This is a genomic window from Sulfuricurvum sp., from assembly GCF_023229695.1.
Lineage (GTDB): Bacteria > Campylobacterota > Campylobacteria > Campylobacterales > Sulfurimonadaceae > Sulfuricurvum.
Genome location: NZ_JALNYS010000015.1, coordinates 55,745 through 77,010, shown reverse-complemented (window position 1 = coordinate 77,010; position 21,266 = coordinate 55,745). Strand labels below are relative to the sequence as shown.

Below are 21,266 nucleotides of genomic sequence, written 5' to 3'. Positions count from 1 at the left end.
GATTTAACGCCCCCCCATCCCTTTGCCCATTCCACCGCCTGAGCCCATTCCGTTACCTTGACCTTGCATCATCCCTTGTCCTTGTCCCATATTTTTCATTTTCGGGGTACGGTTTTCCGGTCGTTGCATAAATTTCTCTTTTTCTTCCTTGGTCATCGTTTGCTGACGGCTCATCAGTTCGTTATGGAGCTGTTCACGATCCTGCTGCGTTGTCATTGTCCCCCGTTTTTCCAAAAGCTCATCGGTTTTCATCGTATGAAAACGGCTTTGTGTCTCATTGTGAATCTGACTCTTCTCTTGGTTCATGACCGCCGTTTCTGCAAATGCCATCGTTGAGATGAAAGCCGAAGCCGACAAAAGGGTAATTAACGTTTTCATGGGAAACTCCTTTGATAATATGTCTCATTGTAATCCAAAATTGTTAAAAGTACATTAATAAAATTTGATATTTTTTATAATTTTTACTTTTTCTTAAAATTCCATTTCAAGTATCAAACATAAATATTAATAAATATTTTTGGTTCAAGCCCCGGTTGCTATTGGGCCATATTATCACATTTTTAATACATTTTTTCCTCATTTGCCCCCCAATTTGACCGTTTCAACACGAAATAAAGCTCCTAAAACCTTTATCCTACTATAATTCAATAACAGAGTGAACTCTTATCACTCCAAATTAATCGGAAATGACGCCCATGTCTACTGCATATGAAGATCATATCGCCATTACTACGGATATCAAAAAAACCATTGAGCCGCTGAACGTGGTATTGCCCGCATACTACGGCAAGCTTTACGCCCAATTCGCCAAAAAATACCAGATTGAGCTCAAACCCGATGAACTTCTCAATCCCGAAATGCTTAATGAGCAGATGCTCCGTCACATCATAACCCTTGCGGAATGTACCGACAGTGCCATCAAAGCGATCGAAACCCAAAATACCTTTCAGCTTCAAACCATTCTGGCGGAAACCAAAAAACTCCGTGCAGAGACCGATACCCTCCGAAAAATGGTCTACATCGACAATCTGACCCATGCGTACAATCGTAAATGGTTTGATGATACGATACTCGATAACGACGGAGTTTCAATGAGCAAAGAGGGGATTTTGGTCATCGTCGATCTAAATAAATTTAAACATATCAACGATACCTACGGCCATACGATCGGCGACAAAGTACTCGTTCATATTGCCCACAAGCTTAGAACAACGGGGGGAGAAGTGGTTCGATACGGTGGAGACGAATTTATCGTATTATTTAATTCAGATCCAAACGATGCAAAACTCAAAATGGAAAATGCCTTAACCTATTTTCAAAAAACCCATTTTAAAATCAATTCCCACGCATTCAAAGCCTGTTTTGCCTACGGTATCGCACCGTTTGCCAAAGGATCGATCCGATCCACTATCATCGATCAAGCCGACAGCGCCATGTACCGCCATAAACAGCTGGCTTCCTCTTGAAACTGCCCGTATCTTTCGGATCCGAAAGAACATTCCCCATTAGCGGATGTAATCGACGACTTTCGAGAGGGTTGTCACCTCTTTGATCACACGCACCACCTCCTGATGGGCCGGATGGGGAACATACGCGTCAAGCCCCGCCTGATCGTCGAACGTCGATACCAAAACGAGATCAAACGACCGCTCCGAACGGCTGATATCAATTCCGACTTCCATGCTGCACAACGTTTCGATCATCTGCGGCAGCGCTTCGAGCATTGTTTTAACACGGGCCAAATTGGCCTCTTTGTTCTCTTCTTTAAACTGAAACATAACACTATGAACCAACATCATTTTCCTTTATCTTTGTATCAAATCCTGCAGACTCTGCATCGGCGATTTCCCCTCCAAAATCGCATACACTTCTGCCGCGATCGGAAGGTATATCCCTTTATGTTCCGCAATCTCATGCAGCGCATAGGCGGTTCCGATCCCCTCGCTCACCTCGCCGATCTCACCGCACACTACCTCTTTGCTCTTGCCGGCCGCCAACCCCAGACCGACACGGTAATTGCGCGACATCGACGAGCTTGCCGTCAAAAACAGATCTCCCGCCCCGCTAAGCCCCATAAAAGTCTCTTCACGCGCACCGTACGCTTTCCCAAAACGGTCCATTTCGACCAGTCCGCGAGAAATGAGGCTGGCTGCGGCATTATGTCCGAGCTTGAGCCCCTCACATATTCCGGCGGCAATCGCAATCACGTTTTTATACGCTCCGGCAATTTCGGCCCCCACTACATCATCACTGACGTAGGCACGGATAAAACGGGGGAAAAGGGCTGAAAAAGAGCGCGCCGTATCCAAAGAGACCGAGTTGATGACCAGCGCGGTAGGAAGTGAGCGTATCACTTCTGCCGCAAATGAAGGGCCCGATAAAAAAGCTAGATTCTCCTCCGGGACATACCGGGCATAAATCTCATTCAAAAACCGGCCGCTGGATGCCTCGATCCCCTTGGCCGCTACCAAAATCTTTTGCCCCGAAAAAACAAAATGCTCAGAGAGCCATTGCCCGATCTGCTGCGCGGGAACGGTGATGATCAGATATTCGCACGAAAGCACCTCTTCGAGGCTTCGAAAATTAGGCCAATCCCTAGGGGTACGCGACGTCACGATCACCTCATTCTTTTCACCCAAGGCAAACGCGAGAGCTTCTCCCCATTTACCGGCTCCGACTACTCCGATCTTGGCCATACCTGCCCCTTTATCGCTTGTTTTAACCGCTCCACTTTATCGGGATAACCGATGACCACCAGAATATCGCCGATATCGATATGATGATTATGCCCTTTGGAAGCAAAGCTAAACGTTGTCCCCAACTCATGATCGACAATCGCCAGCAATATCACATCGTAGTGGGTTTTAAAATGGATATCATGCAGATACCTTCCGGCGAACGGAGAGTTTTCGCCCACTTCGATTTCGACGATATTGAGCAGGCTGCTTTCATACAGAACTTCATGCAGTACCTTCGTCACTATCGGTTTTTCCAACATATCGGCGATCACGTTGGCGGCGATCTGAAGACTCGGCAGCACTTTGTCGGCACCGGCGCTCTTCATTTTGATCGCACTCTCGTTATCCTGCGCCAACGCCACGATATTGAGTTTATCGAAAGTGGCGCGGAGTGAAATGGTTAAAAACACATTTTCCGCATCATTGGCAAGGGCGCAAAACACAATCAGACTACTCACGTCAAACCGTTTTTCGATCCCGTGCCAATCGTCGCTCAAATCAACCAGTTCGACCAGAAAACCGGCTTCATACGCCGCCTTTTTCTCCTCTTCATTTACCACAAATAGACCGAAATCCCGATACAGATTGCGTATCTGATAGGCAATCTGGCGCGAATATTCGTTAAAACCGAAAACGGCGGCACTGCGGGCTATCATTTCACCCTCTTTCGATGGAGAAGATTTTTAAATTCATTTGCCAATGAACGGTTGGCGACAATAATCGCAACATCACCGGCGCGAATTTCAAACGTACGGTCCGGATTGAACATAAACGTTTCCGTGGAGGTCTGATAGATCCCCAGCATACTGAGTCTTTGATGAAACAGCGGATGCAGCAGCAGCTCATAAAACCGTTCCGACATCCCCCGGTCAATGATGATCTCTTCGATAACCGTCCCCACGAGCTCCGAGCGTAATGCATGGATCACCTCAAAAGCGACCGGCTGGTGACTGATCTCTTTACTCATCAATCCGACCAATTCGTGGGGATTGACCATCTCATCGATTCCCGCCAGCGAAAACTTTTTACGGTTATCCGGTTTATGGAGTATGGAACATATCGTCACTTTTTTATTCAGTTCCCGAATCGTCAAAGCGGTATAAATATTCGTCACATCGCTCTCTTCCAGCAAGATCACCGCAATGATCTGGCTTTCAAAATGGATTTTGATCGTCTGATAGGTATGAAGTGACGCCGAATCAAAATTTAGAACAAACAGCCCCTCGCCCTGTGCCCGCTTCGCTTTAACCGGATCTTTCTCCAAAATGACGATCTGTTTACTCGCTTTTCGAAGGCGGTGAACGATCTCATTGGTCAGCTGTGAATAGCCGCAAATCAGATAAAAACGTTCCAATTTTCGGACATCCTCAATCAGCTTTTCTTCCTTGATCTCATCGAGCTTTTCGGTAAATGCCGAAACCACAATCGATGTTGCAAACGAAATAACGGCGATCCCCGAAACAATAACGAGCATTGCTACGCTTCTCCCCTCGGGGGTCACCGGTATCATATCGCCGTACCCGACCGTAAAAATCGTCACCACCGCCCAATAAACCGATTCAAACAGAGTATTGATCGGTGAATCCGGATTATTTCCTTCCATCACGTAAATCAACACCGCAGAAACCATAATCATAATCAACGCAAATAATGCAAGGGTAAGGAGTTCAAATTTTTTGGACCCAAGGATAGAGATCAATCGGCGCAGACTCCTCGCGTAGCGAAAAAGCTTCAGAACCCGAAAGAGGATAAATACCCGTAACAGACGCAATTCATGGAAAAACGGCATAATCGCCAGTAAATCGACAATGGCGGAAGGGGAAAGAATAAACTGGAGCTTTTGCTTAACAATTATTTTCATTGCGTGAGAGAGCGAAAAGGGACGATGCAAAAAAAGATCATTTTCATATTGATCGATAATCGCCTTGGCATTATCGCTATAAATCCATAATCGCAACAGGTATTCGATCAAAAAAATGACGGAGATAACGTAATTGTTAAACGTGAGCCACGATTGGGACATCTCATGTTTAACATGGCGGATTAAGATATAGACGCTGATAAAAATCAACAGAATCATAAAATAATCAAAATACTTTTTGTACGGATAATTATTATTTTCTAAAAGATTGTAAACGAAATTTTTGGCACTACGGTACCGGAGCGACGAATGGAGAAAGAACGCAAGCGTAACTACCCATTGCCCAATCATTCTATCCCTTACTGCGCCAGCTTGGCATGTAATATCTCATTTAAGGTATTGGGATTCGCCGACCCTTTGGATGCTTTCATCGCCTGTCCGACAAAGAAACCGAACAGTTTATCTTTGCCCGATTTGTATTCGGCCACTTTATCGGCATTGGCCGCCAAAATCTCATCGATCAGCGCTTCAAGCGCCCCCGTATCGCTCACCTGTTTTAGCCCCAGTTTTTCAATGACCGCGTCAATATCGCCGCCGTTATGTTCAAGCAGATAATCAAGGACCTCTTTGGCCGCTTTCCCGCTGATAACCCCCTCTTCAATCCGTTTGACGAGGGTTCCGAGAGTTTTGGCACTGACGGCAGATTCGTGCGCACCTATCCCCCCTTTAAGACGCCCTTGCAGCTCCACCGTGAGCCATGTCACCGCGTTTTTCGCACTGATCCCCTCTTGCAGCATTGCTTCAAAATAGTGGGCGGTTTCGAGTTCAGCCGTAATGACCGACGCATTGTATTCATTGATCCCAAATTCGCTCACAAAACGCTCTTTTTTCGCATCGGGAAGTTCGGGAATGGAGATCACATCGGCGTACATCGCATCGTCCACGACCACTTTGAGCAGATCGGGTTCGGGGAAATAGCGGTAATCGGCCGCTTCCTCTTTGCCGCGCATCGATCTGGTCTCTTGTTTCACCTGATCAAATAGACGGGTCTCCTGAACGATCTCGCTCTCGTACGTGCCGTCTTCCCACGCCTCTCTCTGACGGGCTACTTCGAGCTCAATGGCCCGCTGGATAAAGCGGAAGCTGTTGATGTTTTTGATCTCGACGCGGGTGTAGAGCTTCTCATCCCCCCTCGGACGGATCGAGACGTTGACGTCGACGCGAAACGACCCCTCTTGCATGTTGGCATCACTGATATCGATGTAGCGGACAATCGAGTGGAGCTTTTTGAGATACAAAATCGCCTCTTCGGCGGTACGCATATCGGGTTCGGAGACGATCTCCAGCAGCGGCGTCCCCGCACGATTCAGATCCACTTTGGAGATCGATCCCTCATGGATATTTTTCCCGGCGTCCGCTTCGATATGGGCACGGTTAATCCGGATGGTTTTTTGCGCACCGTCTTCGAAATCAATCACCAGATGACCGTGTTCAACGATCGGGGTATAGAGCTGCGTAATCTGGTAGGCACTCGGGCTGTCGGGATAAAAATAGCTCTTTCGGTCAAAAAACGACGTACGGTTGATCGTCGCCCCCACCGCCGTACCGAACATCCCCGCTTTGCGCACCGCCTCTTTGTTTAAAACCGGCAATGCACCGGGCAATGCCAGACAAGTCGGACAGGTATTGGAGTTTTGTTCATGGTTAAAACTGGTGGGACAAGAGCAAAAAAGTTTAGACTGGGTATTGAGCTGGACGTGAACTTCCAAACCGATAATGGTTTCAAACATAACGAAAATTCCTTAAGGGATAAAATATCTAATCGATGCAAATCCGTACGCACCGGTTGTTTTTACGGCATTTATCTGCTCGCAGGCAGTAATCCCGCCCAACGCAAAAATAGGTACTCTTATTTTATCCACTATTTCTTTTAAATCCTCTAAACCCTTGGGTTCACCCTTGTTCGGAGAAACAAAAATCGGACTGTAGGTGATCGCATCGGCACCGAGTTCTTCTGCACGTTTTGCCTCTTCGTGGCTATGGGTACTGATAATCACATATAATCCTAGTTTTTTTGCTTCTGATATCTCCTCAAACTGCATCGAGGTCAAGTGCACCCCATCGGCTTTTAATACGTGAGCCAAAGTATAATCACCGTGCAATAGAACGCGAGAGATACGATAGCTCCGAGATACCGTTACAAAGGTTTGAGCAAGATCACAGTAATGAGTCGTTTGCTTATCTCGAAAGAGGGCAAAATCGGGGAGTGTGTGCGAATAGATGAGATCAAGTGCCGATTCCAACGTATCGGGCGTACTGCCGTAAAACGAAGGATCGGTGATAAGGTAGTGTTTCATAACTCCCACTCATTGGCACTGAAAATTCCTAAAACAACAATCACATCGTGAACAGTATCGATAAAGAATGGAACAGTGTACCCTTTAAAAATCAGTTCTCGTATATTTTTATCATTGATGTTAGGACGTTTGCGGTATCGGTAGGGATTAGAAGGAATCGCTTCTAATTTGTTCAACAATTCTTCATAAAAACGTAATGCTCTGCGGGGGCTATCTTCGGAGATAAAATCGATGATTATTTCTACTTCTTCTTCAAAACGGGGTGATTTTATCACCCTCATAGCTTCGCTTCAATTTTAGCTTTTATTCTATCCATCCCCTCTCGCAGAGGAGTCGTTTTCATCTTTCCACTCTTATACTCTTCTACGCGAGAAAGTATTTCAGCATCAAGAGACTGAATCATTATTGCTTCTTTCGGCAAACTCTTTAAAAAAGCATTTAAACGAGGGATATACAATTCTTGAATATTTATAGTGATACTCTGCATTTTCTTCCTCCCCTTAAATTGCTTTAAGCCGTTCTGCTACCCACAATTTAATAACCGATTGGCGTGAAACACCGATTTTATGAGCTTCTTTATCCAAGGTATCTAACAACCATTCAGGAAACTCAACATTCACTTTTTTTGTTTTGGTTGAGAGTTGATCGATATCTTTTAATCTGACGGCTTTTGTAAAATCGAGGTACATACTAATATCTTCGCCGTTATCAAACTTTTCGTCAAATTGTTCCGCTGTCAAAGCTTTCATACCCATCCTCCTCGTTTTTTCTGCATCGTCTGACACTGATAATTCTATATTTATTTTCTCTGATGCTAAAAATTGCTACGTAACATTTCCCAAGAATTTTGGAAATAATTGCATAACGTGTTTCACTATCGACAACATGTGCCAAAGTGACTAAAGCATTTTCATCGTTCCAAAGAGTTTTTGCCTCTTCAAAACCAATGCCGTGCTTATCTTTATTACTTTTGCTTTTGTTAGTATCATATTCAAATTCAAAAGTAGCCATAGAACAATTATATCAGAGTTTGACTACCGAAACAAATACGGTAGCAAATACTTGAGAATTTATTCTTGGGAAAAGTTTTCGGAAGGTGCTTTTACGGTGTCTCGAATCTCTTCAAGAAGGGAGTTTTGTTTTGCCAACATATCGTTGCGATCACGCGCCATTGATATCGTTTCCAGAACCAAAATCAAAAATAACGCCAAAAAGACAAAGAGGAAAGTAAACATAATTGCAGGAACAATTCCGAGGAAAACGAAAGATTGAAAAGTGACCCAGGCTCCGACAAGGACGAAAGCCCAGGATACACCGCTAAGAAAGCTCAAAAGTGCACCGAACATACTTAGCTTCATCTCAAAGACCTTAGTGGTCGTCGTGTAGAAGAACCGCACCGCCAAGGTAAACGTAGGTAAGCATCATAAAAATGAACGCTTGCAGGAATGCCATGAAAGTAAGAAGTGCAAACGGCACGATCGGAAGAATCCAAGGAGCCAGCATCAACAAGACCATCAAGAACATATCGTCCCCTTTGACGTTACCGAACAATCGGAAGCTCAAAGAGATGATACGGGAGATGTGCGATACGATTTCGATCGGAAACATCAACCATGCCAACCACCATACAGGGCCCATGAAGTGTTTGAAATAACTGATCAAACCGTTACGACGAATACCTTCAAAGTTATAATAAGTAAAAACAACCAATGCAAGGGCAAGGGTAAAATCCAAAAATGCACTCGGTGCTTCAAAACCGGGAAGAATCCCGATAATATTTGCGATTCCGACGAAAAGACCGATCGTCGCTACAAGAGGTAGATAGCGACGTGCTTCCGCTTTGCCCATAACATCGGCACCCATTGCCAAAACGCCGCTCAAATAAGCTTCCATGACGTTTTGGGTTCCCGTAGGAACCAAGCGGAGATTCGATGTTGCCATTTTCGCGATCACAAGAACGATTGCCGCTGTTAGCAGCATGTGCGTGAGGAAAATAAAAGAATGTTCATGGCTTATAAGGCCAAAGAAAGTAAACAACTCACCCATAAGAAGTGTTCCTTTGCGTAAAATTGCTGCAATTATAATCGTTTAGAGATTAAATTCCTATAAACCGGCACAGAGCATCTCTCCGCCGCCGTTTAAAATCTCATCACGACAAACATATTTAAGAGGTTTCAGGAGATTTGAGGGGGGATTTTTGCGTAAAATTTTGACAAAGCCGAGAAAATCTAGCCACCTTTTCGAAAACTAAATCAGAAGTTTCCCAACACGGATGTTGGGAAACGGTAAACATTTATTTGCTTCCGGGTCCGAACGTAGTAAATATGTACCCGGCTATTTTTTCATCGGTAATTTTTCCTTCCCGCTCTTCAACCTTCTTCAGGTTTTTCCGCATAACCGAGTGGTAGGATTTGGTATCAAAATCTTTATTTCTCAGATTTTTCAATTTCTCGATCAGTTCGCTTTCGCTTAATGTATTCAGCGGAGGACCGTAAATATCCCCTTTCTCTTGTGATGAAACCCCAAGAGCAGCTGCCTGTTCCGCGCTTACCCCGGCTTGTTCTTTGAGTTTCGGAACACCGTTGGCTTTAGCTCCGTGACAATTGGCACAACGATTTTTATAAATCATACTCGATGTTTCCAACACTTTTGCGCTGCAAAAACTCGATATTAACAAAGAGGCTAGACCGATGACTAATAATCCGCGTGTTTTCATTCTCTATCTCCTACTATTGATATAAGAATATGATAACCTCTTTGCTTTAAAAAAGTCTTTATTTTGATTACTCTTACAGAGTGATGTTTCGCACTTTCTGGGCAAAGCCCATAAAGTGGCAGGGACTAAAGTCCCTACAACCCCCTAAAGACTCAAATGGATAAGTTCCCGTCTGGCTTTTGCAATATCCCCTTCGATCGCTGTTTTAAGAGATTCCAGAGAATCAAACTTTTGATTTTTACGTAAAAATTTGACAAAACTTACCGATGCTTGGGTGCAGTGTGCTATCGTTTCCCCCAAAATATGGCTCTCTACCGCATAGCTTCCGTCTGTCGTTATCCGATGACCGACAAAAACAACGGAGGGGTGAAAATGCTCTTCATCATTAATACGGGTCAAAGCGGCGTATACCCCTTCATAAGGGAGCAAAAATCCGTCACATTCAAGATTGATCGTCGGAACCAATTTTGTTTTGCCGATCCCCTGCCCTTTCACAACACTTCCTCGAATCGTGTAGTTATGCCCCAAAAAACGGTTCGCTCCGCTTAGATCGCCAATCTGGATTTTGGCACGAATTTTATGTGAATGGACCGAATCGCCGTCAATCATCACCTGATCGACAACGCACACCTCCCCGCCAAACAATTTTTTAAGATCCTGATGTGAATAGCGACGGTCTTTGCCAAAATGAAAATCATAACCGACAACAATTTTACGAAGTTTCGGAAATTTATTTTTTAACAGTGCCACAAATTCTTCACCGCCCAGATGGCGAATCTCATCAAGGGGAAAATAGAAAATCGGATAGTGGGTATAGTGTTCCCGCTCCTCTTTGATCGTCATATTGGCATATCCCGTCTCAATGGCGATAATCGCGCCGTGTTTTCCCAACTCTTTAAAAAGTTCCTGATGCCCGATATGCATCCCGTCAAATCCGCCGATGGCAATCGCTTCAACGTTTGATGAAACCATAACACGTCTCCTGATTTCCCTCTTTTCCTGCTATATGGGCTACCTCTTTTGCGATCAAGTTCCATCCCAGCAAGGCACAGGTGTCTTCAAATTTGATCATCGCTTTCAGGATCGCTTTGTCATCTTTCACAACACCGTTTTTATCCCGTTTAACCTCACGCCCCACTTGAAACTGCGGTTTAAAAAGGAGGATAATGTAGTTGGAGCTCAAACGGTTGATCGATTCCAATATCAGTTCCAGCGGAATAAAGGCAACATCGCACGTAACGATATGAAACGGTTGGTCTGCAATAAATTCGCGTATATCGGTATTTTCCCGGACGCTGACTCGCGCATCGCTCCGCAGACTCGGGTGAAGCTGATCACTCCCGACATCGACGCAGGTCACATGCGCAACCCCCTCCTCCAGCAATACCTGTGTAAATCCCCCCGTACTCGATCCGATGTCCAAAGCATTCAAATCTTTAATCTCCCATTCAAGAAACGGGAGAAACCCTTTGAGTTTGATCGCGGCACGGCTGACGTAGAGCTCGGTATCGGCAATCTCGACGCTCATCGTCTCACTGACGTCAAAAGAGACTTTATCGATAATTTTTCCATTCACACTGACGGCATGATCTTTGATAAGCTGCTGCGCTTTGTTCCGGCTCTCTACAAATTCATGTTCTACCAGATAGCTATCGAGTCTCATTACTCCCCTTTTGGTTGCATATCGTGCAATTATAGCCATTTGAGCCTGATAGGAGTTGAGAAGGGGGGTAAAATCCGCTACTATTGCACAAAAATTTGGAGGTCATCGTGAAATCACTCCATGTTGTGATTATCGGCGGAGGATACGGCGGACTCCGTGCCATTGAACATTTGAGCCAACATCACGCTCTTACTCTGACACTGATCGACCAGAACACCTATCATTACATGCAAACGGAAGTGTACGATTTTATCGCCAACAAAGTCGACATGTCCCAGGTTATGATCGACCTCCCCTCCCTGACAAAAAGTTTCCCCTCAGTCCGGTTCGTCTGCGAAGAGGTGATCTCCATCGATTCGCAACAGCAGCAGGTTCAGACCTCTTCACAGCGCATAAAATTCGATCATCTGATCATCGCCACCGGAAGCCGCACCTTTTTCCCCGATTTCATCCCCGGTCTGCGCGAACACACCCACGGGGTCAAAAACATCCCCTCCGCCCTCGATTTCAAACAGCAGTTCGAGAGGGCTCTGTTCAATCGTATCCAGGCCCAAAGTCAGGGATGCGATGTCCAGCCGTTCAACATCGTGATCGGGGGAGCCGGACTCTCCGGCGTCGAAATCGCGGCTGAGATGGCGGCCTATGCGAACCACTTTTACGCCAACGGCAATTTCGGCTGCCGAGGGGTCGATGTCTATCTGATCGACGCGTATGAGACGATCCTCTTCGGACTCGATCCATTTTTGATCCGAAGTTCGTATGAGCGGCTCGTAAAGCTGGGGGTACACGTCTGGCACAACAACCGGATCAGCGAAGTGCGCGCCCATGAAATCCTCCTCGACAACGGACAAACTCTCCCCTTTGAGTTCATGATCTTCACCGGAGGAATCGCCGCATCGACCCTGACCCACCATCTAGGATTTCCAACCAATCCCAAAGGGCACCTCATCGTCGATGAAACCCTCGCCGTTACAGGACATGACAACATTTACGCCATCGGCGATATCGCTCAGGTACTCGATGAAAACGGCCGAATGTTCCCCCCTACCGCCCAGCTGGCGGAGCGGGGAGGCGAACATGTTTCCCGAAACATTCTCCGTTCGATGGAGGGGAAAGGGAAACTGCCGTTTCGGTTCAAAAATATGGGGATCATGATCGCACTGGGGGGCGAATACGGTACGGGGATTCTCCCCGGAGGGATCAAGGTAAAGGGGTATCTGGCCTATCTAGTCAAAAAGGGTATTTTTCGCTTTTACACTCTCCCCCTGCGCCGACGGAGCGCCATCGGCAAGAGAAGATAAGTTTTTAAATTCGCTTTCGGTGAGCAAAGCCACCCCTAGCTCCACCGCTTTGTCGTATTTGCTCCCCGCATCTTCGCCGTAGACGACAAAATCGGTTTTTTTGGAGACCGACGAGACGATTTTCGCCCCCAGCTCTTCAAGCATCGCTTTGATCCGATCACGCGGAACGCTCATCGTCCCGGTGATGACAACGCTTTTGCCTTTGAACGGGTTCTCTGCCGCTTCGATCTTGAGCGGGGCGACAGGGGTGAGGATGGATCGAAGTCTTTCGATTTTTTCGCCGTTAACCCGGACAAATTCCAGAACCGATTCGACCATCTCGCTTCCGAACCCTTCCAGTGCGAGGATCTCCTCACGGCTTGCCGTATCGAATGCGGTTCCGAACGCACCGCACAGACTCTTCGACGCCACCTCGCCGATGTGCTCGATCCCCAGCGCATTGATGAACCGCCAGCAATCGCACCCCTTTGCCGCCGTGATCGCATCGAGGAGATTACGGCTCTTTTTCTCTTTGAACCCCTCTAAGGACAAAAGCTGTTCCATCGTCAGATCAAACAGATCACTCAGCTCTTTGACCCGTCCTGCCTTGTGCAGCGCTTCAACGATCTTGTCCCCCAACCCGTCGATGTTGAGGCACGCTTTGGAGGCGAAATAGATGATCGAGTTGACGATCCGTGCTTCGCAATCCAGATTCTGGCATTTGATCAATGCCCCCTCATCGAGGAGTTCGGACCCGCACACCGGACAATCCCTGGGGCGCTTTATCACCCTCTCGCTTCCGTTTCGCTCCGCAGCGATCACCTTGACGATCTTGGGGATGACGTCGCCGCTGCGCAAGATTATCACCTTGTCCCCGAGGCGGATATCTTTACGCTCAATCTCATCGAAATTATGAAGCGTCGAGCGCTCCACCGTCACCCCCTCGATATCGACCGGCTCGACGATGGCAACAGGGGTAACGACACCGCTGCGCCCCACCTGCATGATCACCTCGCGCAAGACGGTCAGTTTCTCAATCGCGGGAAATTTATACGCCGCCGCCCAGCGGGGATTTTTCACCGTGTAACCCAGCTCATCTTGCACCGCTACGGAATCGACCTTGATCACCATCCCATCCAGAAGCATCGCAAAATTATCCCGCTCAACGCGCATCTCATGGTAAAAGGTCTCGATCTGCTCACTCGTTTCGCACAAATGGGTCATATGGGGATTTCGAAATCCCAGTGCATAGACCCACTCCATCCGCTCCGAGAGGTTTTTAAGCTCCAGTGTGTTGGAGCCGATCCCATAAGGCATAAAAACGAGGCGGCGTGATGCGGTGATACGGGTATCAAGCTGACGGAGGCTCCCCGCTGCGGCGTTGCGCGGATTGGCAAACTGCGATTCGCCGTTTTTCAGCCGCTCTTCGTTGATCTTCTCAAAATCTTCTTTGAAAATGACCACTTCCCCCCGTATCTCGATCCGCCCTTGATACTCAATCGTTAGCGGGATACTCTGAATCGTTTTGGCGTTTTGGGTCACGTCTTCCCCAAGGGCACCGTCCCCGCGCGTGATCGCCTGAACCAGCGCACCGTTGTCATAGATCAGGTTCAAACTCGCCCCGTCAAATTTCGGCTCGCAGTAAAACCGTACAGTGCCGTAGCTTTTGGTGATACGGTTGACCCACGTCTCCAACTCGTCACGGTTAAAGAGGTCTTCGAGGCTCCACATACGGCTTAGATGCTGTGCCTTGTCAAACTTATCCTGAGGGACATCCCCTACCCGCTGTGTCGGAGAATCGGGAATGATCTGCGTGGGATGTTCATGCTCATACGCTACCACCTTGTGATAGAGGATGTCGTACTCCTCGTCCGTTGTGATCGGATCGTCGAGGACGTAGTAGTGGTAGGAGTGTTTTTGGAGTTGTTTTACGGCGTTCTGGTATTGGGTTTGGGTCATTGCATTCATTCTTACATTTATTTATTTTATTCTTCAAGGCGCTTCAACACCGTTTTAGGGACGCTTATATCGTCCCGCTCTTTGATCGCTATATTATGGATCAAAATCTCCGCTTCGATCACTTCATAGACGATACGAAACACACCTTCACCCTCTTCTCCATTCCGGAAACGATTTCCACGAATTTGTCCAGTTTTGAACCTCTTCGGCAGGCATGGGACGGGCGATTGCATATCCTTGTGCCAGTTCGCATCCCAGTTGCAATAACAACTTGCCGTGTTCGAGTGTTTCAACCCCCTCCGCAATCACCTGTCGGTGGAAAGCATTGGCCAGACTGATCACCCCTTCCAAAATATTCAGGTCGTTCGAATCAATCAGCATATCGCGGACAAAACTTTGATCGATTTTGATCAAAGAGACGGGAAGCTGTTTCAGATAGGTCAATGAAGAGTATCCGGTACCGAAGTCATCCAAAGCAAAACTCACACCGATGTCTCTGCACGATTCAATAATTTTTGCGGTTCGCGTGAGATCTTCCAGTGCGCTGGTCTCCAGAATCTCGATCTCCAGGCTGGAGTGGTTTACATTCGGATGGGCCAACACGATCTGATGCAACCGTTCGGTAAAATTCCCCTCCTGCAATTGGTTCGCACTGATATTGACACTTACCCGGATATCAAACCCCTCCTGATGCCAGCGCTCAATTTGTTCAAGTGCCGCATTGATCACCCATTCCCCCAGATCAATAGCCAGCCGGTGGTTCTCAATAATCGGGAGGAAGAGTCCCGGAGGCAAAATCCCTTTTTCAGGATGCTGCCACCGGATCAACGCCTCGACGCCGATCACCGCACCCGTACGCATGTTCACCTTCGGCTGATAATAGAGGATAAATTCATTGTTCTCAAGGGCTTGACGGAATCGGACGATATCTTCATGGTATCCCCGTATGCTTCGGTCTTGTTCAGTATCAAAGATATGATAACGGTTTTTCCCCAGCAATTTTGCCTGATACATTGCCTGATCGGCCTGACGCAACAATTGATCCGCATCCACCTCCTCGGCCTGCGGATAAAAAGTAACCCCGAGGCTAACCGATATCTGAAGCTTGCAGCTATCGATATAGATCGGTTCTGATGTAGCGGCCAACAGCTGCTCAAAAAGGGTATCGCTGTTTTTAATATCGCTCTGATCCATCAAAACGGCAACAAATTCATCCCCGCCCCATCGGGAAAGCAGATCCCCTTCACGCAATATCCCTCTCATATTGCCCGCGAGGGCGATTAAAAGTTTATCTCCGATTGCGTGTCCGTAATGGTCGTTGATCTCTTTAAAATTATCAAAATCCAAAAAGACAACCGCAAGCGGCTGTGAGTGCCGTTTGCTCAGGGCCATCGCCTGAGTCATCCGTTCCGCCAGCAATACGCGGTTGGGAAGATCGGTCAAAACATCGTAATGGGCGATGTATTTCAGGTGATCTTCATTCTCTTTGAGTTGGGTTATATCAGAAAAGAGTGCCACATATTGCTGAATAATCCCCTGTCCGTCACGCACGGCACTGATCGTCAGCATCTCAGCATAGACTTCGCCATTTTTACGACGATTCCAGATTTCACCGTACCAATGGCTGTGTTCGATCAAATCACTCCACATTTCGGCATAAAACTTTTTATCTTGGCGACCGGAGCTGAGAAAACGGGGGTTGAGCCCCAGCACTTCGTCCCGGCTGTAACCGGTAATACGGCTAAAAGCGTCATTGACATCAATGATGGTCCCATCGGTCGCGGTGATAACGATCGCTTCTCGGGCATATACAAAAACATTGGCGGCCAAATGGAGTTTGTCTTCGGCCTCTTTTTGCTCGGTGATATCACGTGTAACAGCCAGATGGACCCTCTTGCCGTGATCTTGCATCGGTACGGAATGACTCTCAAACCAACGCCGCGTCCCATGCAGACCGACCCCTTCGAATTGCATATGCATCGATTCGCCGGCAAGAACCCGCTTGTGCAGTGCGAGATAAGCTTCATGATATTCCGGAGCGATTCGATCAAGGATCGGGTATCCGGCGACTTGTTCCAACTCGTCGGCTTCCAGCATCGCCAACCCTGCCGGATTCATGTGCAGTACATACCCCGCTTCGTCTACAATCTTGATACATTCGGGTTCGTTCTCGACAATCGCTCTTAAATGGGCTTCGCTCTCTTTTAATTTACGGTGTGTTTTCAACAACCGTATCAGAACAAGAAGCCCGAGAAACACAAGCATCAACAACATGGCCGTGATTTGCCAACGGTAACCGTTCCAGACCTCTTTGAGCGTCAGTCGCCCTTCCCTGTCAAAAGGGGGGAGATGCAGCTCTCTGAGCATATTTTCAACCGGTGTATAATCGGCGTGAAGGGTAAATCCGTCGATCTGCATGGCCCGCGCATATGGAGAATGGCTGTTCAGCTTGAAAAGTGCCGCAGTAACATGACGAGCAAGCGCTTCATCGATACCCGGCAACGCCGCTAACGGCCACTCGGGGTAGAGCCGTGTCGAAACATCCACCGGAAATTCCGGATGAGACTGACGATGGATAATCGTATACTCTTCAGGCTTTAGATCCCCCTCACGTACCATATGTTCCAAAACTCCGCTCCGGACAAAACCAACATCGGCGGTTCCGGAGAGGACCGCTTTGACGACGTTATCGTGCGGCATACCGGTCATTATAAATCTGCTCTTATTCTCCAAACGGATACCGGCTTGATGAAGCTCATACATCTGCATTTGATAACCGCCCATCGATTCCGTATCGGTGGCAGCAATCGTTTTACCCTTAAGATCTTCCAACCCCTTGATGTTCCTGTGATCCGCACGGGTAAAAATAACACCGCCGAAAACGGTGGAGGTGCGACCGCTCTCATTCACCGCCAACGTAGTGAGCGGCAAGGAGAGACCGGCCCGTTTTTGCAGCAGAATGTAATTGACGGGATTGGTCAGGACAAAATCGATCCGGCGCTCTGAAACCGCCTTATTGAGTTCGGAGAAAGTGAGCGGCTCAACGATGAAATCATGCTCCGGTATCGCCTGTTTCAATACCGTTTCAAGCGGTTTCCACTGTACCAGAGTCTGGGGTTTCGGGCGAAACGAGAGGACTCCGATCACAACGGGTTTGGCAGAAACAGAGGGAGAAACCGTATCGGAACTCCCCTCTCCCCCCCAGACAGAGGCAGAAACCAAAAAGAAAAAAAGAAACATCTTTTGTACACAAAATGTACGTCCCAGAATTGTTTTCAATTCAGCCCCCCTTCTTTTCCGATCTCTTTACTTTTACTCTATTATATCTCTTTACTCCTGTTAATTCCGCTTTTTGCTGTCGTACTCTGCGTTTTGACAGCCAGTGTTTTGCGTAGAAAGATCACCCCTCTTTCATCCTTTAATGGTTATTGCCGTGACCTCTGTTCCCATGATCATCCCCCCTGCCTCTATCTTGGTGGTCATACCCGCGATCACGGTGTTGTTCTTGATAACGCGGAACATATTCTCGTTCGTACCAGTCATCATGCACAAATAAGACCCGCTCGCCGCAGGCATGGTATTCGCGACAGTGTTTCTTCCAATTTTTGGCGTGCCCCGGCGGAACGCGCAGATAGACCGGCGGGCGATTCATTGATACCCCCCGATTAATAATTATCGGTTGGCGGTAAATCACCGCTGGTTGCGGGAAGTCTCCGATGTTAATTTGTCCATAGAAGCCGGGCTGGCCGATGCTAACCGAAACACCGACGTCGGCAGCAAATGCCGAAGTAGTCAAAGTGGCAGCGGCAATTACCGCTGATAGGAAATAACGTTTCATGATGACCCCTTTTTGTATACCATCACTCTACTATAACATAAAATGATAAAAAATGATATATTTTATAGATTCTGCCAGATCATCCGTTTTCCGGTATCTTTGGACGCTGCGTACGAATTACCGGGAAAACGAGGTTTTTTGGGTCATTGGTCGTTCTCGTCTTTGTAATCTTCATATTTTGTCAGTGCGAACACTTTTATCTCGTCATCCGTGATCTTATAAATCACACTCCACCCTTTAAAAATCAGATCGCGTATAGTGTCATCGTTATAATGGATCGAGCGACGACATCGATAGGAAAAATCGCTGAGGCTGTAACACTCGCGCAAAACCTCACGACGAAACATATGCGCCGCACTTTTTTTATCCTCGGCAATCTTTTCCAAAACAAACTGAAGTTTGGCGATAAAAGAGGGAAGAATTCTAACGTTCATACGAGTCGATGATCCGTTCGAGATAAGCATCCACCTCTTCGATAGAGTAGTTCCGTGAACTGTCGATACTCTCATTCGATTTTTGAAGATACTCTTTTTCGCTCATCGTGTTCCAATAGCGATAATCGCGGAGTTGCTCATATTCGAGTGCGCTGAGGACTACCGCTTCGGGTTTGTTGTTACGCAGTACGCAGATTTTATCCACTTCGTGGTTTGCGAGTTTGGAGAGGACGGCTCCGAAGTTTTTCGCGACATCGGTCGAACTCATCATTTCGTTGGATTTATAAGCCACCATCGTAATCTCCCGTATAATCTTACGGAATATTATACACAAAAACTAGATATCCTTTTCTTTGCCCTCACCCCAGAACGCTGGCGGTACGCTTCACCCTACGGCGAGCGACCTTGCTCTAGGTGTGGTATGAGAGCAAAACTATTGGATGGAAATGATTTTCGCGGAATGTAAAAATAGAGAGACCAAATTTAATTAAAACTCAACTAACCTTCTCATATGGGGTCGAACAAACATAAAGTGTTTCGGGGGCAATATCGATTTCATTAGGCCATACCAATGTACCATATTCTATTTTTGCTCTTTTAAAATAGTTTTTGTCTTCAAACACATGAAACGGTTTTTGATCGATCAGTGTCGCACAATCAAACTCTCTTTTTTCACCATTTTCAAAGGTTAAGAGTATTTTATATTCATCCAAAAAAACAAAATTTACAACATCTAAAAGCATTTTATCCCCTTATTTCAATGGGTCAATTTTATAAATTTGTTCACCGACAATCGCCAAGTCCCAATCCGCCATTAGCTCATCTCTGTGTATCTCGATCCAAGCTTGAACCATTCTGAGCTGTTTTTTCGGTAGCGTACCATCGATTAGTTCTGCATCGGGTATACCGATCACTGCTTTATCATCTTGATAACGGACATGAATATGCGGGAGATTATGCTGTTGATTGTCTCTGAAAAACATCATCACAACAATGCCGTAAAACATACTGATGGTTGGCATATAATCTCCTCACTTCAATTTAGATAATTATATCACACTCGTCATTCACGGAATAATCAGGCAAGGTATCTTTTAGCTTCCAACGTAAAAGTAGCCTGTCCCCTTTTATCTTTTATTCTTCTCTCTTTTCTTTTCTTCTGTAAAAAATCCCGTCATTCCCGACCTGATCGGGAATCTAGCTTAGGAGTTATAGTTATCACATGACCACTATTTTTTTATTTTATTCTTTGCCTGAATAGCTGAACATATTTTACCGACTAATGATTTTGATTCCGCCACCAAACTATTTAAATAATCTTGTTCTATAACTACCTTTTCACCTTCTGTCCACTTTGCTTTATTGCCAGACTTTTTCAAATACACTTCATTAGCTATCCCTGAATTATGTATAATAATATCTCTTGTAGCTTTATACTCTTTCCATTTATCGAAAAGCTCAAAAAGCTTTTCATCTATTTTTATATTTAAAACTTTTTCTAAATATTCAAATTGTTTTTCTGGTGAAGCATAAAAAATACTAATCAACTCTTTTTTTATTATGAGTTCTAAAACCTCATCAATATCATTTGAATCAATTATTTCAGCTATATCTATTTTATTTGTATGGTCAATCCCTTGTACTCTGATTTTTAACCGTCGTTTATCTATCCTCAAAACTCCACGCACCAAATCTGATAAAAATGCTTCAATTTGTGCAACAATGAAAGTAAATATTGAATAATTGAAGTCAATATCGGCTGCTGCATTTAGAACTTCTTCTAAAGATTCTTTTGAGCGTGAAATTTCCTTAGTTTTCGATACAGATCTTGACGGGACTTTAAACGTCGAACTCGATAAAATCTCTACATTAGCACTAGCAACATTTATAGCTTCATACGCAATAGATGCCCATATGTGTGTATTATTAATTTTTTTTTGATAAATTTTTCTTAATTCACCAGCAAGTTCATACATTTCTTGTTTCAAAATCTTCATACTCCAAACATATTTTTTAATAATTTTACACTTTAATAAAAATATTTGCAAGGAGGAGGAATGAGATAGATCCAGTACGGGATGACGGAGAAATGGATTCCCAATCAAGTTGGGAATGACGAAGCACCCTTCGACTAGCTCATGGCGAACGGAAAATGAAATGATGTGAATTTTGTTTTGCTTTAAAGCTTATCGTCTTCGTATGGCTCATTGCTTGGAACTTGATTTAAAGCATTTAAAAAATCTTTTTTTGCTTTTGCCATAACATCTTCAAAAGGGATATACGACGCTTTCGGTGTGCTTTTACGTTCGCGGATGAGTTCTGCCAAACCGATGTGTTCTGCCATATCTGCCATAATTGATCCTAAGATTTATTTATTTTTTCTAGTATCCACTAAGATTTTTAATAGTCTTATTTGATTT

27 protein-coding genes are annotated in these 21,266 nt (G+C 45.9%); 2 read left to right on the top strand and 25 right to left on the bottom strand.

What is annotated here, in order from left to right; translation table 11 throughout:
* Positions 1-3 precede the first annotated feature (3 nt).
* Positions 4-378 carry a hypothetical protein gene (locus M0P91_RS11465; RefSeq protein ID WP_295067431.1) on the bottom strand — a complete coding sequence of 125 codons (375 nt, stop codon included), beginning with the start codon at positions 376-378 and terminating at the stop codon, positions 4-6.
* 317 nt (positions 379-695) lie between these two features.
* On the opposite strand from M0P91_RS11465, the gene M0P91_RS11460 reads away from it, so the two are divergent.
* The gene (locus tag M0P91_RS11460) at positions 696-1,466 is read left to right on the top strand and encodes a GGDEF domain-containing protein (RefSeq protein WP_295067428.1); all 771 of its coding nucleotides are present in this window, start codon (positions 696-698) and stop codon (positions 1,464-1,466) included.
* Between the two features lie 39 nt (positions 1,467-1,505).
* On the opposite strand, the gene M0P91_RS11455 is transcribed toward M0P91_RS11460, so the two are convergent.
* The 15 genes from M0P91_RS11455 to M0P91_RS11385 all read right to left on the bottom strand — a co-directional run bounded on the left by M0P91_RS11455 (position 1,506) and on the right by M0P91_RS11385 (position 11,335).
* Positions 1,506-1,796 carry a Dabb family protein gene (locus M0P91_RS11455; RefSeq protein WP_295067425.1) on the bottom strand — a complete coding sequence of 97 codons (291 nt, stop codon included), beginning with the start codon at positions 1,794-1,796 and terminating at the stop codon, positions 1,506-1,508.
* Between the two features lie 9 nt (positions 1,797-1,805).
* Positions 1,806-2,696 carry an NAD(P)H-dependent glycerol-3-phosphate dehydrogenase gene (locus tag M0P91_RS11450; protein WP_295067423.1) on the bottom strand — a complete coding sequence of 297 codons (891 nt, stop codon included), beginning with the start codon at positions 2,694-2,696 and terminating at the stop codon, positions 1,806-1,808.
* Positions 2,678-3,394 (bottom strand): NAD-binding protein, encoded by a 717-nt coding sequence (locus M0P91_RS11445; protein WP_295067420.1) that lies wholly within the window; start codon positions 3,392-3,394, stop codon positions 2,678-2,680. Before M0P91_RS11445 ends, M0P91_RS11450 begins: the two co-directional genes overlap by 19 nt.
* Positions 3,391-4,950 carry an ion transporter gene (locus M0P91_RS11440; RefSeq protein WP_295067419.1) on the bottom strand — a complete coding sequence of 520 codons (1,560 nt, stop codon included), beginning with the start codon at positions 4,948-4,950 and terminating at the stop codon, positions 3,391-3,393. Before M0P91_RS11440 ends, M0P91_RS11445 begins: the two co-directional genes overlap by 4 nt.
* An 8-nt stretch (positions 4,951-4,958) precedes the next feature.
* The gene (gatB, locus tag M0P91_RS11435) at positions 4,959-6,389 is read right to left on the bottom strand and encodes an Asp-tRNA(Asn)/Glu-tRNA(Gln) amidotransferase subunit GatB (protein ID WP_295067416.1); all 1,431 of its coding nucleotides are present in this window, start codon (positions 6,387-6,389) and stop codon (positions 4,959-4,961) included.
* Between the two features lie 12 nt (positions 6,390-6,401).
* The gene (locus M0P91_RS11430; RefSeq protein ID WP_295067413.1) at positions 6,402-6,956 is read right to left on the bottom strand and encodes a thiamine phosphate synthase; all 555 of its coding nucleotides are present in this window, start codon (positions 6,954-6,956) and stop codon (positions 6,402-6,404) included.
* A complete protein-coding gene (locus tag M0P91_RS11425) occupies positions 6,953-7,237 on the bottom strand; it encodes a type II toxin-antitoxin system RelE/ParE family toxin (protein ID WP_295067412.1) in 285 nt (94 codons plus the stop codon). Before M0P91_RS11425 ends, M0P91_RS11430 begins: the two co-directional genes overlap by 4 nt.
* Positions 7,234-7,443, bottom strand: coding sequence for a hypothetical protein (locus M0P91_RS11420; protein WP_295067411.1), 210 nt, complete (start codon positions 7,441-7,443; stop codon positions 7,234-7,236). The genes M0P91_RS11425 and M0P91_RS11420 overlap by 4 nt, the downstream gene beginning before the upstream one ends.
* A gap of 13 nt (positions 7,444-7,456) precedes the next feature.
* The gene (locus M0P91_RS11415) at positions 7,457-7,705 is read right to left on the bottom strand and encodes a CopG family antitoxin (protein ID WP_295067409.1); all 249 of its coding nucleotides are present in this window, start codon (positions 7,703-7,705) and stop codon (positions 7,457-7,459) included.
* Positions 7,677-7,967 (bottom strand): BrnT family toxin, encoded by a 291-nt coding sequence (locus M0P91_RS11410; RefSeq protein ID WP_295067407.1) that lies wholly within the window; start codon positions 7,965-7,967, stop codon positions 7,677-7,679. The genes M0P91_RS11415 and M0P91_RS11410 overlap by 29 nt, the downstream gene beginning before the upstream one ends.
* A gap of 59 nt (positions 7,968-8,026) precedes the next feature.
* Positions 8,027-8,314 carry a hypothetical protein gene (locus tag M0P91_RS11405; protein ID WP_295067404.1) on the bottom strand — a complete coding sequence of 96 codons (288 nt, stop codon included), beginning with the start codon at positions 8,312-8,314 and terminating at the stop codon, positions 8,027-8,029.
* Positions 8,315-8,324: 10 nt separating this feature from the next.
* Positions 8,325-9,002 carry a F0F1 ATP synthase subunit A gene (locus M0P91_RS11400; RefSeq protein ID WP_295067402.1) on the bottom strand — a complete coding sequence of 226 codons (678 nt, stop codon included), beginning with the start codon at positions 9,000-9,002 and terminating at the stop codon, positions 8,325-8,327.
* A 247-nt stretch (positions 9,003-9,249) separates the two neighbouring features.
* Positions 9,250-9,672, bottom strand: coding sequence for a c-type cytochrome (locus M0P91_RS11395; protein WP_295067400.1), 423 nt, complete (start codon positions 9,670-9,672; stop codon positions 9,250-9,252).
* Positions 9,673-9,816: 144 nt separating this feature from the next.
* Positions 9,817-10,644: a bifunctional riboflavin kinase/FAD synthetase gene (locus M0P91_RS11390; protein ID WP_295067397.1), complete on the bottom strand. Its 828-nt coding sequence runs from the start codon at positions 10,642-10,644 to the stop codon at positions 9,817-9,819.
* Entirely contained in the window at positions 10,625-11,335 is a 711-nt protein-coding gene (locus M0P91_RS11385; protein WP_295067396.1) for a TlyA family RNA methyltransferase, read from the bottom strand. Before M0P91_RS11385 ends, M0P91_RS11390 begins: the two co-directional genes overlap by 20 nt.
* Positions 11,336-11,442: 107 nt before the next feature.
* On the opposite strand from M0P91_RS11385, the gene M0P91_RS11380 reads away from it, so the two are divergent.
* Entirely contained in the window at positions 11,443-12,636 is a 1,194-nt protein-coding gene (locus tag M0P91_RS11380; protein WP_295067393.1) for an FAD-dependent oxidoreductase, read from the top strand.
* Here M0P91_RS11380 and ligA read toward each other — a convergent pair.
* From ligA to M0P91_RS11335, 9 genes are all read right to left on the bottom strand, one after another.
* On the bottom strand, positions 12,562-14,574 hold the full coding sequence (gene ligA / locus M0P91_RS11375) for an NAD-dependent DNA ligase LigA (RefSeq protein WP_295067459.1): 2,013 nt from the start codon (positions 14,572-14,574) through the stop codon (positions 12,562-12,564). The genes M0P91_RS11380 and ligA overlap by 75 nt on opposite strands.
* A gap of 147 nt (positions 14,575-14,721) precedes the next feature.
* Positions 14,722-17,853 (bottom strand): EAL domain-containing protein, encoded by a 3,132-nt coding sequence (locus M0P91_RS11370; RefSeq protein ID WP_295067391.1) that lies wholly within the window; start codon positions 17,851-17,853, stop codon positions 14,722-14,724.
* A gap of 139 nt (positions 17,854-17,992) precedes the next feature.
* Entirely contained in the window at positions 17,993-18,412 is a 420-nt protein-coding gene (locus M0P91_RS11365; RefSeq protein WP_295067389.1) for a hypothetical protein, read from the bottom strand.
* A gap of 143 nt (positions 18,413-18,555) precedes the next feature.
* Positions 18,556-18,846, bottom strand: coding sequence for a type II toxin-antitoxin system RelE/ParE family toxin (locus M0P91_RS11360; RefSeq protein ID WP_295067387.1), 291 nt, complete (start codon positions 18,844-18,846; stop codon positions 18,556-18,558).
* The gene (locus M0P91_RS11355) at positions 18,836-19,141 is read right to left on the bottom strand and encodes a hypothetical protein (RefSeq protein ID WP_295067385.1); all 306 of its coding nucleotides are present in this window, start codon (positions 19,139-19,141) and stop codon (positions 18,836-18,838) included. Before M0P91_RS11355 ends, M0P91_RS11360 begins: the two co-directional genes overlap by 11 nt.
* A gap of 199 nt (positions 19,142-19,340) precedes the next feature.
* The gene (locus M0P91_RS11350; protein WP_295067382.1) at positions 19,341-19,589 is read right to left on the bottom strand and encodes a DUF2442 domain-containing protein; all 249 of its coding nucleotides are present in this window, start codon (positions 19,587-19,589) and stop codon (positions 19,341-19,343) included.
* Positions 19,590-19,598: 9 nt separating this feature from the next.
* The gene (locus tag M0P91_RS11345; RefSeq protein WP_295067379.1) at positions 19,599-19,868 is read right to left on the bottom strand and encodes a DUF4160 domain-containing protein; all 270 of its coding nucleotides are present in this window, start codon (positions 19,866-19,868) and stop codon (positions 19,599-19,601) included.
* Positions 19,869-20,075: 207 nt separating this feature from the next.
* A complete protein-coding gene (locus tag M0P91_RS11340; RefSeq protein WP_295067376.1) occupies positions 20,076-20,843 on the bottom strand; it encodes a hypothetical protein in 768 nt (255 codons plus the stop codon).
* A gap of 182 nt (positions 20,844-21,025) precedes the next feature.
* Positions 21,026-21,199: a hypothetical protein gene (locus M0P91_RS11335; protein WP_295067373.1), complete on the bottom strand. Its 174-nt coding sequence runs from the start codon at positions 21,197-21,199 to the stop codon at positions 21,026-21,028.
* Positions 21,200-21,266: the final 67 nt, after the last annotated feature.

Coding starts and splice junctions, on each gene's coding strand:
- M0P91_RS11385 (WP_295067396.1), bottom strand. CDS start 11,335: ATGAGACTCGATAGCTATCTGGTAGAACATGAATTTGTAGAGAGCCGG.
- M0P91_RS11345 (WP_295067379.1), bottom strand. CDS start 19,868: ATGCCAACCATCAGTATGTTTTACGGCATTGTTGTGATGATGTTTTTC.
- M0P91_RS11335 (WP_295067373.1), bottom strand. CDS start 21,199: ATGGCAGATATGGCAGAACACATCGGTTTGGCAGAACTCATCCGCGAA.
- M0P91_RS11350 (WP_295067382.1), bottom strand. CDS start 19,589: ATGCTTTTAGATGTTGTAAATTTTGTTTTTTTGGATGAATATAAAATA.
- M0P91_RS11420 (WP_295067411.1), bottom strand. CDS start 7,443: ATGCAGAGTATCACTATAAATATTCAAGAATTGTATATCCCTCGTTTA.
- M0P91_RS11365 (WP_295067389.1), bottom strand. CDS start 18,412: ATGAAACGTTATTTCCTATCAGCGGTAATTGCCGCTGCCACTTTGACT.
- M0P91_RS11445 (WP_295067420.1), bottom strand. CDS start 3,394: ATGATAGCCCGCAGTGCCGCCGTTTTCGGTTTTAACGAATATTCGCGC.
- M0P91_RS11425 (WP_295067412.1), bottom strand. CDS start 7,237: ATGAGGGTGATAAAATCACCCCGTTTTGAAGAAGAAGTAGAAATAATC.
- M0P91_RS11395 (WP_295067400.1), bottom strand. CDS start 9,672: ATGAAAACACGCGGATTATTAGTCATCGGTCTAGCCTCTTTGTTAATA.
- ligA (WP_295067459.1), bottom strand. CDS start 14,574: ATGACCCAAACCCAATACCAGAACGCCGTAAAACAACTCCAAAAACAC.
- M0P91_RS11360 (WP_295067387.1), bottom strand. CDS start 18,846: ATGAACGTTAGAATTCTTCCCTCTTTTATCGCCAAACTTCAGTTTGTT.
- M0P91_RS11410 (WP_295067407.1), bottom strand. CDS start 7,967: ATGGCTACTTTTGAATTTGAATATGATACTAACAAAAGCAAAAGTAAT.
- M0P91_RS11400 (WP_295067402.1), bottom strand. CDS start 9,002: ATGGGTGAGTTGTTTACTTTCTTTGGCCTTATAAGCCATGAACATTCT.
- M0P91_RS11355 (WP_295067385.1), bottom strand. CDS start 19,141: ATGGTGGCTTATAAATCCAACGAAATGATGAGTTCGACCGATGTCGCG.
- gatB (WP_295067416.1), bottom strand. CDS start 6,389: ATGTTTGAAACCATTATCGGTTTGGAAGTTCACGTCCAGCTCAATACC.
- M0P91_RS11465 (WP_295067431.1), bottom strand. CDS start 378: ATGAAAACGTTAATTACCCTTTTGTCGGCTTCGGCTTTCATCTCAACG.
- M0P91_RS11430 (WP_295067413.1), bottom strand. CDS start 6,956: ATGAAACACTACCTTATCACCGATCCTTCGTTTTACGGCAGTACGCCC.
- M0P91_RS11455 (WP_295067425.1), bottom strand. CDS start 1,796: ATGTTGGTTCATAGTGTTATGTTTCAGTTTAAAGAAGAGAACAAAGAG.
- M0P91_RS11440 (WP_295067419.1), bottom strand. CDS start 4,950: ATGATTGGGCAATGGGTAGTTACGCTTGCGTTCTTTCTCCATTCGTCG.
- M0P91_RS11390 (WP_295067397.1), bottom strand. CDS start 10,644: ATGGTTTCATCAAACGTTGAAGCGATTGCCATCGGCGGATTTGACGGG.
- M0P91_RS11340 (WP_295067376.1), bottom strand. CDS start 20,843: ATGAAGATTTTGAAACAAGAAATGTATGAACTTGCTGGTGAATTAAGA.
- M0P91_RS11405 (WP_295067404.1), bottom strand. CDS start 8,314: ATGAAGCTAAGTATGTTCGGTGCACTTTTGAGCTTTCTTAGCGGTGTA.
- M0P91_RS11450 (WP_295067423.1), bottom strand. CDS start 2,696: ATGGCCAAGATCGGAGTAGTCGGAGCCGGTAAATGGGGAGAAGCTCTC.
- M0P91_RS11460 (WP_295067428.1), top strand. CDS start 696: ATGTCTACTGCATATGAAGATCATATCGCCATTACTACGGATATCAAA.
- M0P91_RS11415 (WP_295067409.1), bottom strand. CDS start 7,705: ATGAAAGCTTTGACAGCGGAACAATTTGACGAAAAGTTTGATAACGGC.